This window comes from Streptomyces sp. NPDC088910, from assembly GCF_044749865.1.
GTDB lineage: Bacteria > Actinomycetota > Actinomycetes > Streptomycetales > Streptomycetaceae > Actinacidiphila.
The window spans coordinates 106,512-121,633 of sequence record NZ_JBIVIV010000017.1; the positions used below are offsets into that span (position 1 = coordinate 106,512).

Annotated in this window: 12 protein-coding genes; 6 read left to right on the top strand and 6 right to left on the bottom strand. The window is 69.3% G+C overall.

What is annotated here, in order from left to right; all coding sequences use genetic code 11:
* The first annotated feature begins 40 nt into the window (after positions 1-40).
* From mshA to ACIP4Z_RS31770, 3 genes are all read left to right on the top strand, one after another.
* Positions 41-1,336 carry a D-inositol-3-phosphate glycosyltransferase gene (mshA, locus tag ACIP4Z_RS31760; protein ID WP_391164089.1) on the top strand — a complete coding sequence of 432 codons (1,296 nt, stop codon included), beginning with the start codon at positions 41-43 and terminating at the stop codon, positions 1,334-1,336.
* Positions 1,329-1,901, top strand: a complete 573-nt coding sequence (locus ACIP4Z_RS31765) for a YbjN domain-containing protein (RefSeq protein ID WP_401313779.1) — start codon at positions 1,329-1,331, stop codon at positions 1,899-1,901. The genes mshA and ACIP4Z_RS31765 overlap by 8 nt, the downstream gene beginning before the upstream one ends.
* Before the next feature lie 127 nt (positions 1,902-2,028).
* A complete protein-coding gene (locus tag ACIP4Z_RS31770; protein ID WP_401313781.1) occupies positions 2,029-3,735 on the top strand; it encodes a glycosyl hydrolase family 28-related protein in 1,707 nt (568 codons plus the stop codon).
* A gap of 79 nt (positions 3,736-3,814) precedes the next feature.
* Here the strand turns inward: ACIP4Z_RS31770 and ACIP4Z_RS31775 are convergent, their stop codons facing one another.
* The gene (locus ACIP4Z_RS31775; protein ID WP_401313782.1) at positions 3,815-5,212 is read right to left on the bottom strand and encodes an MDR family MFS transporter; all 1,398 of its coding nucleotides are present in this window, start codon (positions 5,210-5,212) and stop codon (positions 3,815-3,817) included.
* A 92-nt stretch (positions 5,213-5,304) separates the two neighbouring features.
* On the opposite strand from ACIP4Z_RS31775, the gene ACIP4Z_RS31780 reads away from it, so the two are divergent.
* The gene (locus ACIP4Z_RS31780) at positions 5,305-6,063 is read left to right on the top strand and encodes a phosphoglyceromutase (RefSeq protein WP_401313784.1); all 759 of its coding nucleotides are present in this window, start codon (positions 5,305-5,307) and stop codon (positions 6,061-6,063) included.
* Positions 6,064-6,887: 824 nt separating this feature from the next.
* Here the strand turns inward: ACIP4Z_RS31780 and ACIP4Z_RS31785 are convergent.
* From ACIP4Z_RS31785 to ACIP4Z_RS31805, 5 genes are all read right to left on the bottom strand, one after another.
* Positions 6,888-8,153 carry a tyrosine-type recombinase/integrase gene (locus tag ACIP4Z_RS31785; RefSeq protein ID WP_401313786.1) on the bottom strand — a complete coding sequence of 422 codons (1,266 nt, stop codon included), beginning with the start codon at positions 8,151-8,153 and terminating at the stop codon, positions 6,888-6,890.
* 759 nt (positions 8,154-8,912) lie between these two features.
* Positions 8,913-9,146 carry a helix-turn-helix domain-containing protein gene (locus ACIP4Z_RS31790; protein ID WP_401313788.1) on the bottom strand — a complete coding sequence of 78 codons (234 nt, stop codon included), beginning with the start codon at positions 9,144-9,146 and terminating at the stop codon, positions 8,913-8,915.
* A 241-nt stretch (positions 9,147-9,387) separates the two neighbouring features.
* On the bottom strand, positions 9,388-11,052 hold the full coding sequence (locus tag ACIP4Z_RS31795) for an ATP-binding protein (protein ID WP_401313790.1): 1,665 nt from the start codon (positions 11,050-11,052) through the stop codon (positions 9,388-9,390).
* Entirely contained in the window at positions 11,049-11,567 is a 519-nt protein-coding gene (locus ACIP4Z_RS31800; RefSeq protein WP_401313792.1) for an HNH endonuclease, read from the bottom strand. Before ACIP4Z_RS31800 ends, ACIP4Z_RS31795 begins: the two co-directional genes overlap by 4 nt.
* A gap of 23 nt (positions 11,568-11,590) precedes the next feature.
* Positions 11,591-12,055 (bottom strand): hypothetical protein, encoded by a 465-nt coding sequence (locus ACIP4Z_RS31805; protein WP_401313794.1) that lies wholly within the window; start codon positions 12,053-12,055, stop codon positions 11,591-11,593.
* 227 nt (positions 12,056-12,282) lie between these two features.
* Here ACIP4Z_RS31805 and ACIP4Z_RS31810 point away from each other — a divergent pair, with 227 nt between their 5' ends.
* Both ACIP4Z_RS31810 and ACIP4Z_RS31815 read left to right on the top strand, forming a co-directional pair.
* Positions 12,283-13,041, top strand: a complete 759-nt coding sequence (locus ACIP4Z_RS31810) for a GntR family transcriptional regulator (protein ID WP_401313796.1) — start codon at positions 12,283-12,285, stop codon at positions 13,039-13,041.
* A complete protein-coding gene (locus tag ACIP4Z_RS31815) occupies positions 13,038-13,598 on the top strand; it encodes an AAA family ATPase (protein ID WP_401313798.1) in 561 nt (186 codons plus the stop codon). Before ACIP4Z_RS31810 ends, ACIP4Z_RS31815 begins: the two co-directional genes overlap by 4 nt.
* Positions 13,599-15,122: the final 1,524 nt, after the last annotated feature.

Here is a 15,122-nt window from a genome sequence, read left to right on the forward strand (position 1 = left end):
CGCGCTGCGCGGTGCGCAGAAGCACAAGCACGCGCTGGGGATGAGGGGTCGCCGCACCGGAGGCCGCCGCGTACGCCGAGTCGCGATGCTGAGCGTGCACACGTCACCGCTGCACCAGCCGGGCACCGGCGACGCGGGCGGCATGAACGTCTACATCGTGGAGCTGGCCAAGCGCCTCGCCGACCTGAACGTGGAGGTCGAGATCTTCACGCGGGCCACCACGGGGGCGCTGCCCCCGGCGGTCGAGCTGGCCCCCGGTGTGCTGGTGCGGCACGTGGACGCGGGCCCGTACGAGGGCCTGGCCAAGGAAGAGCTGCCCGCGCAGCTCTGCGCGTTCACGCACGGGGTGATGCAGGCGTGGGCGGGCCACCGCCCGGGTTACTACGACCTGGTGCACTCGCACTACTGGCTCTCGGGCCACGTCGGCTGGCTGGCGGCGCAGCGCTGGGGCGTGCCGCTGGTGCACGCCATGCACACCATGGCCAAGGTCAAGAACGCGGCGCTGGCCGAGGACGACTGTCCCGAGCCCGCCGCGCGGGTGATCGGCGAGACGCAGGTCGTGGCGGCGGCCGACCGCCTGATCGCCAACACCGCTGAGGAAGCAGACGAGTTGGTGCGGTACTACGAGGCGACCGCCTCGAAGGTCGCGGTCGTGCACCCCGGCGTGAATCTGGACCGCTTCCGCCCGGAGCCGGGCCGCGCGGCGGCCCGTCGGCGCCTCGGGCTCCCGCAGGACGCGGTGATCCCGCTCTTCGCGGGCCGGATACAGCCCCTGAAGGCCCCCGACGTGCTGATCCGCGCCGTCGCGGTGCTGCTGGACGAGGACCCGACGCTGCGCGACCGCCTCCTCGTGCCGATCGTCGGCGGCCCCAGCGGCAGCGGTCTGGCCAAGCCGGAGGCGCTGCACAAGCTGGCCGCGCGGCTCGGCGTGTCCGACGTCGTACGGTTCCAGCCGCCGGTGGACCAGGAGCGGCTCGCGGACTGGTACCGGGCGGCGACCGTCCTGGTCATGCCGTCGTACAACGAGTCCTTCGGGCTGGTCGCGATAGAGGCGCAGGCGTGCGGTACGCCGGTGGTCGCGGCGGCGGTCGGCGGGCTGCCGGTCGCGGTGGCGGACGACCGCACCGGCTTCCTCGTACCGGGGCACGACCCCCGGGACTACGCGCGGGTGCTGCGCCGTTTCATCGACAACCCGGCGCTCGGCGACTCGCTGGGCGCGGCAGCGGCCCGGCACGCGCGGGAGTTCGGCTGGGGGAAGGCCGCGGCCGACACCACCGAGGTGTACGCGGCTGCGCAGGCCGAACACCGCCGTCACCTACGATCGGCGCATGGCTGAGGAGACCCCGGTGGACGTCAACGGTGACACCAACGACCGAGCCCATGGCGGCGCGACCCCCGACGCACCGCGCGGCGACCTCCGGGCGCGAGCCGTCCGCGCGCTCGAACAGGCCCTGCGCGAAGCCGACTTGCCGTGGGAGTCGCCGCGCCCGGACACGTACGTCACCCAACTGCCGGGCACCCGCAAGCTCTCCACCACCTGCTCCTTCCTGGTCGGCGCCCACACCCTGTCGCTGAACGCCTTCGTCGTCCGCCACCCCGACGAGAACCAGGAAGCCTTCTACCGCTGGCTGCTGGAGCGCAATCTCCGTCTGTACGGGGTGAGTTACGCCATCGACCGGCTCGGTGACGTCTACCTCAACGGCCGCCTCCCGCTGGCCGCCGTCACGCCGGAAGAGGTCGACCGGCTGCTCGGCGCGGTCGTGGAGAACGCGGACGGCTCCTTCAACACGCTGCTGGAGCTGGGGTTCGCCACCTCCATCCGCAAGGAGTACGCGTGGCGGGTGTCGCGCGGCGAGTCCACCAGGAACCTGGACGCGTTCACTCACCTGACCGAAGGTTAGTCCTAAGAATCACCGCCCGACCCCTTCCCCTTGGTCCGTACCACATGACACCCTCACGTCAGTCGTAGATCTGAACCACGTTCAGATACGTGAGAGCGGCCTACGTGTGAAGGGTGGAAGCATGGCGATGAGCCGCAGGAAGCTGCTGACCGCGAGCGTCCAGGTCACCTCGGCGGCGGCAGCCGCGACGGCGCTCGGCGGTACGGCGTTCGGCGGTACGGCGAAGGCCGCCGACGCGGCCGTCGACCCGTCCGGGCAGGGGGGCCGCCAACCCCTCGCCCTCTGGCGGGAGTTCACCGCGACCCCGTACACCCACCCGCAGATCCCGTACGTCGCCCGCGCCGGTTACGACGGCGGCTCCCGCCGCTTCCGCCGCCACCCCGTCCGCGCGAACGTCCTGCGCTACGGCGCCAAGGCGGACGGCTCGGCCGACGCGGCCCCCGCCATCAACCGCGCCCTGCGCGAGGTCGGCCGGGCGGGCGGCGGCACCGTCCACCTCCCGCCGGGCACATACCGCATCGACGACGTCATCCGGCTCGGCTGGAGCAACACCACCCTGCGCGGCGCGGGCAGCGGACGCACCGTGCTGTACGCGACCAGGTCGCTGACCGACCTCATCGGCCCGTACGGCAGCCGGTACGGCGGCGACAAGTCGTCGTGGTCCTGGGCGGGCGGCCTGGTCTGGATGTGCCCGGCCGACCGCTACGCCTCGCTGACCGACGCGATCCGCGCCAAGGACTGGCCGTTCGAGGGCTGGACCGGCAACAGGCGCGACCAGTGGCGGACGCTCGCGACCGTCACCGAGGAGGCCGCGCAGGGCAGTTGGAGCGTCACCGTCGACAGCGCCAGCCAACTGCGACCCGGCGCACGCGTGTTGCTGCAATACGCCGACGACCCCGCGCACGGCCTGCTCGACCACATGGCGGGTGACGTCGACGGCGCGGCCACGTACGACTGGTCCGACAAGAGCAAGCTGCTCTCGTACGTCCCCTACGAATGGCCGGCCCTGATCACCGAAGTCCGGGGACGACGCGTCACCTTCGACCGGCCGCTGCCGCTGGACACCCGGCTGCTGTGGCGGCCGAGGATCACCACGATGGTCGAGCCGCTGGTCAACTGTGGTGTGGAGGGCCTGACCATCCGGATGACGCCCACACCGCAGTCGCCGCACCTGCTCGACAAGGGGTACAACGGGCTGGTCGCGCAGTGCACTTGGGACTGCTGGGTGGACGACGTGCACGCCGTCGACGTCGACAACGGCTTCCTGATGGTCGCGGCGAAGGCCACCACCTTCCGCCGTACCCGCGTCTCGGGGCGCGGCAGCCACCACCCGTACGCCTGCCGCGAGGGCTCGCACGACAACCTCGTCGAGGACTTCGCGATCGACCGGCGCACCGTGCCCGCCCCGTCCGGCACGCAGCTCCACGGCATCAACGCCGAGGGCCTGTCGTCGTACAACGTCTGGTCGCGCGGCCGGATGGAGATGGGCACCTTCGACACCCACCGCGGCCTGCCGTTCGCCTGCGTCCGTACCGACATCACCGTCTCCAACGACGGTCAGCACGGCGGCGACGCCTCCGCCGGACCGCTGTACGGCGCCCGCTTCACCCACTGGAACGTCACCGTCACCAACGGCCGCGCGGGCTGCGTCAAGATCGACGACATCGCGCCCTACAGCGCGACCGTCGGCATCTCCACGGTGACCCCCTTCGGCCAGATCGACGTCCCCGACTTCACGGGCCCGCTGCACTCGCGCCTGGAGTCCTACGGCACTCCGGGGGTCGACCCGCCGAACCTCTACGAGGCGCAGCGCGCTCTGCGGCTCCGCCGCTGACCGGGGCTTCCGGTCGAGCGCCTTCGTGGCCCTGTCGGCGTCCCGGCTGGTGTCCCGGTCGGCGAACGGCCCGCGGCGCTCAGCCGCCGACCTGTTCCGGGGCGTCGCGGGGAGCCGGGGCCTGGGCCTCGACGCCGGCCGCCACAGGGGCGGTGGGCAGGACCGGGGCGGCCGGCCGGCCGCGCAGCAGCAGGTAGTAACCGGCGCCCGCGAGCGTGCCGAGGACGGCGCAGCCCAGCCAGACGGTGGTGCGGCCGAGTTGGTCGAGGGTGACGCCGCCGACCAGGGGACCGGCGAAGGCCGCGGCGGACCAGGACAGGGTGTACATGCCCTGGTAGCGGCCGCGGGCGGTGGCCGGGGCGAGGTCGGCGACCACCGACATCGAGGCGGGGGCGTGCACGATCTCGCCGAGGGTCCATACGACGACGGTCAGCGAGTAGAGGGCGACCGAGCCCGCGAGGACGGTCAGGCCGAAGCCCCAGGCCATCAGCAGTGAACCGACGCCCAGCAGCGCCGCGTTGCCGTACCGCCGTACCAGCCGGGTGACGGGGATCTGGAGCAGCACGATCACCAGGCCGTTGATGGCGATGACGACACCGAACTGGCGGGCGGACAGGCCGTGCGCGCCCATGTCGACGGCGAGTGTGGAGTTGGCCTGGTTCATCACCGAGCCGAGCAGGAAGGTCAGGCCGACCAGGGCCATGAAGCGCTGGTCGCGCAGGACGTCGGAGAGCCGGATGTCGGTGGAGTCCGCAGCGCGCCGCGAAGTCGCCTTACGGGGACGGGATTTCGCCGTCGTCCCGCTCGCCGACGTCCCGCTCCCAGCCTTCTCGCTCACCGCCTTCCCGCTCACCGTCCTCCCGTCCACGTACGTCACCTTCGCCGTCACCGGCAGCGTCTCCTGCGCCTTGACGTACACGACCACCGCGCACAGCACGGTCGTCAGCGCGTCGCCGACGAACAGCCACACGTATCCCTCGGAGGCGATGAAGCCCGCGGCGGCGGCCGAGACGCCGAAGCCGATGTTGATCGCCCAGTAGTTGAGGGAGAAGGCGCGCACCCGGTCCTTCGGGGGTACGAGGTCGGCGATCATCGCGGAGAGCGCGGGCCGGGAGGCGCTGCTGGTCAGGCCGACGAGGGTGGCGACGGCGGCGATGGCCAGCGGGTCGGTCACGAAGCCGAGCACCGCGGTGGTGGCGGCGGCGCCGAGCTGGGTGGCGAGCAGTGTGGGGCGGCGGCCGATCCGGTCGGCGAGGACCCCGCCGAGCACCGCGCCCGCGGCGCCGCCGAGCCCGAACAGGGCCGCGACCAGGCCCGCGTACGAGGCGGAGTAGCCGCGCTGCACGGTGAGATAGAGGGCGAGGAACGTCACGACGAAGCCGCCGAGGCGGTTCACCAGGGTGCTGGTCCACAGCCACCAGAACTGGCGGGGAAGACCGCTCACCGTCTCCCGTACCGCCCGACTGAACGCCGTCACCGCGACCCCTTTGTGTAATGACCTCTACCGGCTGGAGAATGTTACAGAGGGCGGTCGGGTGGCGCCAGGGGATTTCTATTAGGCTCGGGCCCATGGCTGCTGCTCCGTACCAACTGATCCTGCTCCGCCACGGCGAGAGCGAGTGGAACGCGAAGAATCTGTTCACCGGCTGGGTGGACGTCAATCTCAACGACAAGGGTGAGAAGGAGGCGGTCCGGGGCGGCGAGCTGCTCAAGGACGCCGGTCTCCTCCCCGACGTGGTGCACACCTCCCTCCAGAAGCGCGCGATCCGCACCGCGCAGCTCTCCCTGGAGGCCGCCGACCGCCACTGGGTGCCCGTCCACCGCTCCTGGCGGCTCAACGAGCGGCACTACGGCGCGCTCCAGGGCAAGGACAAGGCGCAGACCCTCGCCGAATTCGGCGAGGAGCAGTTCATGCTGTGGCGCCGCTCGTACGACACCCCGCCGCCGCCTCTGGAGGACGGCGCCGAGTTCTCGCAGAGCGACGACGCGCGGTACGCGAGCATCCCGCCGGAGCTGCGTCCGCGCACCGAGTGCCTCAAGGACGTCGTCCTGCGCATGCTCCCGTACTGGTACGACGGCATCGTCCCCGACCTGCTCGCGGGCCGCACCGTCCTGGTCGCCGCGCACGGCAACTCCCTGCGCGCCCTGGTCAAGCACCTCGACGGCGTCTCCGACGCCGACATCGCCGGCCTCAACATCCCCACCGGCATCCCCCTCTCCTACCAGCTCGACGCCTCCTTCCGCCCCCTCAACCCGGGCGGCACCTACCTCGACCCCGACGCCGCGGCAGCCGCCATCGAGGCGGTCAAGAACCAGGGCAAGAAGTAGTCCTGACCTACGATCACGCCTCCTGCCTGCGGGTTTCCCCGTTGGCGGGAGGCATTTCGGTATCGGGGGCCGCCTGTGGGCCGTATCGCCTATCGGCGGAGGCCTTGGTCAAGGTCATCACGGCGTCGGAGACGCCCCCGCGAGACGGTATGCTGAGGGAGCTTCAGCCTCTTCCCCAAAATCCGCTGGCGACAGCGGATTCCATGGCTCCGCCACGAAATCCGTGACGGACGGAAGAGGAAGGAGCCGTGCGGATGAGTCTCGACCAAGACGATTCCCGCAAGCCATGGCGAAACCCCGAGTGGTGGGGTCTCGGGCTGGCGGTTGTGAGTCTGATCTACACCATCGGTACGAGCGCGGTGCAGTCGGCCCCCATGGAGCCGCCGCGCGCGAACCCGGTCGGAACCGGTAGCTGCGTAAGCAGCGAGCCCGGTCTCGTGTTGAGCGACCGGGCTCGCTGACTGAGGCGAGGGCCTGGACCGGATGCACCCGGTCTGGGCCCTTTGCCTTGTGGTGGCGACCACGTTGTAGTCCCACCACACACCTAGAGACTCTTGACACTTGGGCATCATGAGTCACGTCTATTAAAGTTCAACTCTTACAGTTGTACCCGTAAGCATTAAATCTGCTTTTATTGGAGCAGTTCTAAAAGTAGATCCAACTAAACCTAGTTAAAAGCTGTCGTTCTCGCGGGCCACCACGAGGTCCAACTGTGTGGCCACGCGGTAAGCATACTCGCTTGGCCAACAGGGTTGGCCCACCAGTAGGCCTACTGGTGGGCCAACCCTGTTGGCTGGTCGGGCCTACGCTGGGTACCGCACAAGCTAGTTGGCTGCCAGATTAGCCTGGTCAGAAGCTTCTTTGAAGGTCTGCGCGTACAGCGAGCCGACCGCCTTGCGTGTCCGCTCCTGGCTGGTCGGCATGAGGTGGGCGTACACGCGCAGCGTCAGGCCAGGGTCGGAGTGGCCCAGGTACTCAGCCAGGGCTTTGACGCTCTCGCCTGCGTCCAGCAGCACTGACGCGTAGAAGTGCCTCAGTGCGTGCATGCCATGCTCACGAGCGGCTGCGTACTCTTCGCCCTTCTCCCTTGCGGGGATGACTCCTGCGGCTGAGAGGGCTGGCTTCCACGCGTCGGGGTTGAACGAGCTACGCCAGACATGGCTGCCCTGCGGAGCTGTGAACACGAGTTGCCTGGTCACTAGCGGACCGGTGGCTGTCTTCCACGGCAGGGTGATGGTCGCAGGGGGAAACCGCTTCATGTGGGCACGCAGCGCGTCGGCTACCGGTCGCGGCAACGGCACGTCCCGGAGCTTGCCGCCTTTGGGTGGGGCGAACACCGCCTTGCTGCGGCTGAGCTTGAGCTGCTGGACCACGTGCACGGTGTCGGTCGTGAAGTCGATCGCGTCCACGTCGATGCCAAGGATTTCCCCCTGTCGCAACCCGCAGCCAGCACCCAGATCCACGGTCGCTTGGTACCGATCCGGAAGCGCCGCCCGCACAGCGAACACCCTCTCAGCGGTCCAGGGCACCACCCGTCGCACGTCGACTACCGGAGCTTTGACGGAGCGGGCGGCACAGGGGTTCTTGGGCAAGAGAGCGTCGTCCACAGCGGCGCTGAGCACGCTCCGCACGTTCGAGTAGATGACGCGGGCGTACGACCCCTGCACGCCGGCCGAAGCGAGCTGGCTCAACCAGTCTCGGATGTGGGCTGCCTGGAACGATCCGAGCGGCCGGGAGCCGAGGTATGGGAAGGCGTGCAGCCGGAGCTGACTCTCCATGGAGAAGCCGGTGTTGGGGTCTGCCCCGTGGTTGCTGAGCCACTTCTCCGCGTACTGCTGGAATGTGGTGCGGCTGGCCTTGGGGTCGATGTAGTGGCCTCGCTCCATGTCGGCTTTGGTCTGGGCAAGCCAGGCTTCGGCGAGGCGCCGTTGCCGGTCGGGAAAGCTCTTGGACTTCTCGGTGCCGTCCGGGCCGATGTAGCGGGCCCGGTAGCGGAGGCCGGTGCCGTAGCGGTCGGTCTTGGTCCGGATCGTCTTGCCGTTGGTGTCGGTGTCGGTCTTGTACCAGCGGTCTTGGATGTGGCCTGCCATGGTGGGCAGCTCCTCGCGAGTGGGTTCCGGTAGCGGGCTGCCGGGGCACGTGCCGGGGGTGTTCCGTCGCGTCCTGGCTGTCTGCTGGCCGGGGTGCTACTCGCTACGTCGCTGCTCACTGGTGGTTTGGGGTGCTGGTGGGGGTGCTACCGGTAGCAGGTGTGCCTGCTACCGGTAGTAGGCGTTTCCGGTGCGGGAGGGAGGCGAGTGAGGTGGCTGGACCCCTGTTTTCGGGGGTGTTCGGGGTGGTCGAGGGTTTGCCTCCCTGCCTCCCTGCGTGGGTGTTGTTGCTGGTCATATCGGGGAGCGGAGGTCAGGGAGGCGGTGAGGGAGTTCTCCCTGCCTCTCTTGGCTCCTCCCTGTACTTTGCGTGACATTCCGCTGTGGGGGTCGGGAGGTGTCGGGGGCGGGGAAAGCGTCGGTTCTGGGGGTGTTGGCGGCTGCTGTGGTGTGCCTCCCCAGCCTCCCCATGCGGGTGTCTGTGCAGGTGGTGCCGGGGGAGGCTGCTTGGGGAGGCGGTTGGGGAGAACTCCCCAGGATCGGTGTGCTTCCCCGACTGCCTCCCCGGTGCTCTGTGTGATCGTGGGTGGGGTTCTAGCGTTCGGCCGGCGGGGTGCCGGATGGGGTGCGGTGAGCTTTTGAGGGGGGCGGCCGGGGCGGTCGCTAGGGGCTAGGTGGCTGGTGGGGGCGTGGTCTGGTCGCTAGAGGTGGCGCTAGACCTAGCGGGGTGGGCCGCTAGGTCTAGCGACGGTTTCCGGGTCAGGCTGCGGTGTCGTTGGCCTCTTGCCGGGTGGTCCAGGCGTGGACGGTGGCGGGGTCGTATCGGACGTGGCGGCCGACGCGGAAGCCGGGCGGGCCGGTCCGCTTCTTCCGCCAGCCGTAGACGGTTTCCAGGGGGACGCCGAAGAGTTCGGCGATGTCGTCGGGGGTGAGGTACCGGTCGGGGAGTCCGGCGCGGAGCGAGGCGCGCGGGTCGCTGCGGGCGGCTGCCATGGCGGTGACTCCTTGTGCTCACGTCGGGGTGTGCTGGGGTGGTGGTGTGCGCCGGTCCTGGAGAGTTGGGGTATCGCAGCGTCCATAGCGCCCGCAGCGTCCGCACCGGGTATCGGCGCTGGTGGTAGCGGGTGTGGGGTGCGGACGCTGTGCGGACGCTGGAGAGGCCAGTGTCCGCGCGGTGTCCGCACCTCCCGGGCGGCTGGTGGGCTGCCCGGTCCGGAAGGTTCCGGCGGTTCCGCTACAGGTCAGGGAGCGTTTCAGGGCGGGGGACGGGTGCCAAGGGCGGCCATGGCGGGCGGTCGGTGTCGTCGGAGACTGCGGACGCTGATGCCTGGTCGGCCGGTGCCCGGGACAGGACCAGCAGGCGTTGTCGGTGCCGGTCCTGGCTACGTTGGGTGTCGTCCACGGTGATGCCGATGGAGCGCAGCAGCGGAGCGAGGCGTTTGATGCGGCCGGATGCGCGGGTGGCGTCCTTGGGCCAGCCGGGCGGGCGGGGTCCGTCGCCGAAGGTGAGCAGTTCCAGCAGTTGAGCGGCCGTGCCGGTCCAGGTGCCCGCGCCTTCGGCGAAGGTGGCGACGGCCCGGCCGAACGGGTCGCCCTCCAGTGCGTCGCTGGCCACGGTCTCGGACGTGGCGAGGTAGGAGCCGAGGGTGTTCCAGCCCTGGACCTGGTCCACGGCGGCCAGGACGCGGGCGTAGTCGGCCATGCGCGGCATGGTCTCCAGCCGGATATGGGGCAGGACGGCCAGGACGTAGGAGAGCAGGTCCAGGAGAGCTCCGAGCACCGCGGGCCGCACCGCCTCAAAAGCGGCGTCCAGTTCTTCCTCGGTGCGGCGCCGGTCGGGGTCGATGAGCTGCAAGTCGAGCATGAGCAGGCGTTCGGCCAGGTCCCCGGCCAGGGCTCCGGCGTCGATGGTGGTCATGGCCAGGACGCGGCGGAAGGTGAGGACGACCACGTCGTCATCGGTGTACAGGGCCCGGTCCACGATGCCGTCACCGGTCACGGCCTTGCACAGGGTGTCGGACAGCCACGGCGGGATGACGCTGATGTTGTCCAGGCACAGCGCCCACGAGCTGAACGCCTGTGTCGCCCAGGTCTTCACGTCACGCGGCTGGCTGCGCTTGGTGGCCGGTGAGGGGTCGATGAGGTTCACGACCATCTGCGCGGTCTTGGACTTCCCCGTGCCCTGCTCTCCCTTGAACGTGAGGATCGGGTGCGGGATGTGCGGGATCCAGGCGGCCACCAGCCAGCCGACCAACTGCCGGAACGTCGGCTCGTCCATGTTCAGCAGCGCGTGCAGCTTGGCCAGGCCGTCCCCGTCCACGACCGGTACCGGCATCGGCGCCATGGCACCCGAGCGCCGGAACACCGCCGGGGAGCGGGGCACGGTCCGCCACCGCTCAGGAGCCACCACCAGGGCGCGCCCGTCGGTGCTGCCCAGGTCGATGACGATGGTCCCGGCCGGATCGGTGCCCACCCGAAGGTGCACCGGTACCGGGTCGTCGTCGGCCGCGATCCCTTCGAGCACGGTCATCGCATCGGCCAGCGCTGACTGGGAGGGCACCTCGCCGTGGTAGGTATCGGTGAACAGCCGTGCCAGCCGTTGACGCAAGCCCGCTTTGCCGCGCAGCGGCAGGGCGATGTTCGGGCCGCGCCGCTCGATCGCGTAGGGGCGTCCGTCGTCGGAGGTGATCAGGTCGTAGCGGTCGCGGGCCAGTTCCACCAGCCGCACGGCCGCCGGCGGCTTCTTCCCCTCCCCGCCACCATCGTCCTTACCGTGACCGGTGTGACGCCCCACGTCGGGGACCGTTTCGGGAGCTCCCGTGCGCAGCCGGTCGGGGTCGACCGTATGGCCGTTCACGCGTGCGGGGGTGCCGTTGACGGGTGCCGGTCGGGTGCTCACGCTGCCTCCCGCAAGGTGCCGAGTCGGGTGGTCGGGCCGGGCCCGGCCGTGCGTACGGTCGGGTGGGGTCGGGTGCGTACGTCGGCGCCGACGATGGCAAGCCGGGTGGGGCGTTCGGGCTGGTCAGGCTGCGACCGTTGCCGGGGTCGGTCGGGTGCACAGTCGGCCGACTCGGGCAGCCATCCGGCCGACTCACAGGCGGCGGCCAGCCGGGCCAGCAGCAGCCAGTCGACCCGATGACGCGCACCCGACGGGTAGTGCGTACGGTCGGCCGACCCGGGCCGCGTGAGCAGCAAGGCCAGCAGCAGGGGCAGCCGGTCGGCCTTGCGGTCGTTGCACGGTCGACAGGCCAGCACGGTGTGTTCGGCCGCCCACGTCCGGAACAGTGAGATCGGCACGACGTGGTCGATGCTGGCATGCCGCAGGTCGGCGAACAGCCGCCCGCAGTACGCGCACCACGCCCCGTCCCGCGCGGCCAGGCTGCGCTTGCGGGCCCGCACACGGGCGGAATTCATCGGGGTTCGCGAGTGACCGGCGCTCATGCCTCATCACCGAACGGGCCGGTGAACGACACGGACGGGGTGCTGCGCGTCAGGTGCGGGACGGGCGTGGTGTCTTCGGCCAGGCCGAACACCCGCGTCACGGCGTTGGCGGCCAGCCGCATGTACTCCACTGACGCGCCGTGCGGGCCGAAGTCCCGGCCGTGCAGCGCCTCCAGCGCCCACCGGGCCTTGTCACTGGTCCCGCTCCCGATCCCGTCGGCGATCACCGCGAAGTGGAAGCTGTCGCGCACGTCGTCATCGTCGGCCAGCTCCTCCGGAGTCAGCACTACACCCGAGGTGAACGTCAACGCCCCCAGCGCCTCAGCGAACGACACGCACATCGTCACCTGCACCTCAACGCGGGTCGCCTCACCGGCGTCCTGCTCACCCCAGGTGCTCACGTGACCGAGCACGCGACCGACCGACAGAACCGCACGACGTAACGCGGAAACCTGCATCATGGACCTACCCCTTTGGGGTCAGGGGAGCGGCTGACTGCTTGGCGGTAGGTGGCCGCTCCCTGGTTTTCCCGGCTGACCAGGACTTTTGTTGATCAGCGCCCCAAGGCGAGGCGACGTAGACACCAACCTCAGTGAGGTCGGCGTCACACCCATAGGGTTCCCTAGGGAACCTAGGGTGTCAAGCGGTACGCTATGGAACGTCGCCACTAGCCAAGGGAGCTGACGAGATGTCGGATCAAGCCGACAACCGAGCGCCGTACGCGCAGATTGCCGCTCACTACACAGACCTGATCACATCGGGCGAGTTGCAGCCGGGCGCGCTGCTGCCGAGCATTAAGAGCATTTCGCAGGAGTGGCAGGTCAGTACCGGAACCGCTGAGAAGGCATTGCGAACGCTGAGGAGTGCAGGACTCGTCAGGGGGATCCACGGGATCGGTACGGAGGTCTTGGACCCACCTACCCCGATGTCCTCGGGAGCTCAAAGGCAGGACCGAGGACGGCGCAGCGGGTCAAGTTGGGGGGCCGGTGAACGATCCGACTCCCACCAGTCCTCAGTGGTGCCCGCGCCCGTAGACGTAGCTGCGGCACTGGACGTTAAACCCGGCTCGGAGGTCATCAGGCGCCGTCGTATCTACCGCGATCGGCATGGGATCGTCGCGCACTCGACGTCGTGGATTCCCGCGAGGTACGGGAAGCTGATTCCGCAACTGGCCAAGAGTGAGCGCCTGTCGGGGGGCACATCCCTACAGCTCATCGCCCAAGCAACCGGCCTGCCGATCACCCACCGCATCGACACCGCGTCGGCGCGCTTGCTGACCGCGCAAGACGCGGAGCTTCTGGAGTTGGACCCTGCGAAACCGCCGACTGAACCCGTGGTCGTGATGACCGCGAAGTTCGTTGACAGCGAGAGCAACGTCGTGGAATACGGCGTTGACCTCGGGGGCCCTGGCCGTACGTGGCGAACTGAATCGGAAGTCGCCCAGTGAACGGCGGTGAGGCTCCCCGCCAACCGTTCTGCGTCCTGATGGCAGGACTTCCCGGCTCGGGTAAATCGACGCTGGCCCGAGCGCTCACGGCCCGAGGCTTCGTCAGGCTATGCCCCGATGAAGAGATGTGGCGGCGCCACGGTGTGTACGGGGTTGACTTCCCCCGGGGCACTTTTCCGACCCTTGAGCGCCCCGTTCTCGAAGAGATCTCGTTGGAACTGGCCGAGCAACTGCGGACCGGGCATGACGTAGTCGTTGACCACGGGTTCTGGACGCCACAGGACCGTGCCCGGTGGCGGTCGATCGCGACCGACGCTGGAGCCACGTCGGTGCTGGTCTACCTCGAAGCGAGTCACGAAGAGCTCTGGTCGCGGGTGAGCAAGCGGAACGCTCGGCATGGGGATGACCCAAACTCGATCTACTTCTCGGAAAGCGATCTACTCCGCTACCGGACTCGTTTCATCCCGCCCGAGCCGGGTGAGCCGCACCTTGCCTACAACGGTGACCCTGCTTCGGTCCTGCAAGCGTTGGAAGAGAGCGGCGCACGCCCTCTATGACCTGTCCCCTCCAGAGTGCGGGGAAGAATGGGCGACCTTCGGTCGTACGATTCTGGGCAGCTCGCTGCGCTCGGGCTGCGCCACGCGCCGTACCTATGGCGGGACCATGGGCCACAGGCAAGAGGAGCACCAGGCGCGTGGGTGCTCCTCTTGCTGTTTGGCGTAGCCGTCGAGGCTGCCTGTGCCGCCGAACTGTGGAACGGGCTGCAACACCAGGGACTCCATGTTCCAGCCGCCGTCTGAAGGGGCCACCCTACGCGTCGGCGGGGTGGCCCCTTCCGTGCTCGACATCCGATGTCTTGAGGGCAGAACGGTCCGCAGCGTCCGTGAGCCCTTGGCTGACAGCAGCGCTCTGAACTGCGGTGATGCTCTTAGCGGCGGGGCAACTTGCGGACGCTGTGGACACTGGCGGACGCTAAACGAATGGTTTAGCGTCCGCAGGATCGGCCCAGCTCAGAGCAGCTTTTGCCGGTGGGATGGACGCTACGGACGCTATCTCCTACCAACTCTCTAGTAAGAGAGAAAGAGCGGATGAACGCCCCGGGCTGGCGCAGCGGGGACGCGACCCCCGGTGGCAACTCCTGCCCCCCACTGAAAAGCCTCGGGATGCACGCCACGGCGTGCGGTCGCGAGGCAGCCGCTACCAGTCCGCAGCGGTGGCGGCTGAGAGGCGTCCGCCCGCAGGGCGGTCCTTCCTGCTTGGCTCTTCAGTAGGGGCGGCAGCCGCAGTGGGTGAGGTGCGTCGGCCGCTCTCGAAGCGCTGTTTCCAGCGTTCTGAGCGCATTGCCTCAGCAGGGTCACCCGGGTCACCAAGCTCACTTTCCGCAGATCAGCCAGGTGAGGCACGGCGGTGACCCCCGTGGTGAAAACTCACCCACTAACTCGCGCCTCACTGCCTGCCTCACCACAGCCTCACTGCCCGTCCTGGGCCGTCTGTGGGCCGTGCGATGCTGGCCAGCGATGACCAACGCTGACCAATGATGACTGCTACTCCGCAGGTCAGAGGCGGGCGGTGGGTCAACGGAGCAGGCCCCTAAGGGCGTTGTCGAGACCCAGGGCAAGAAGTAGTCCTCTCGCACCGCCACGCCCTCTGTCCGCGGGTTTTCCCGCAGACGGGGGGCGTTGTCGTTCACGGGTCGACAGCGGGTCGGCGGCCGAGCAGCCCGTCGGTCGGCAGGACCTCGACGGAGCCCTCCGGGTCGTCACAAGGGCGGTCCGAGGGCGCGGCCGTCGTCGTTGGCCGGGCATGACGACGGCCCGCGTCCGTCAGGAAGCGCGGGCCGTCGTCCGTGTGAACGGTTGGTGCGACGGGACGGTACGGATCAGACGAGTCGGGACGGACGGGGCGTCAGCCGGTGCAGCCTCCGCACTGGCAGGCGCCGCCGGACTGACAGCCACAGCCGCACCCCGAGCCGCAGCCGCACGCGGCGACCAGCGGCAGCGGGGTCCGGAGCGGCCGCGGGGCGTGGTCGGAAGACGGCTGGTCGCGTACGGGAGTTGGCGTGACGGGGGATTCCTGCATCA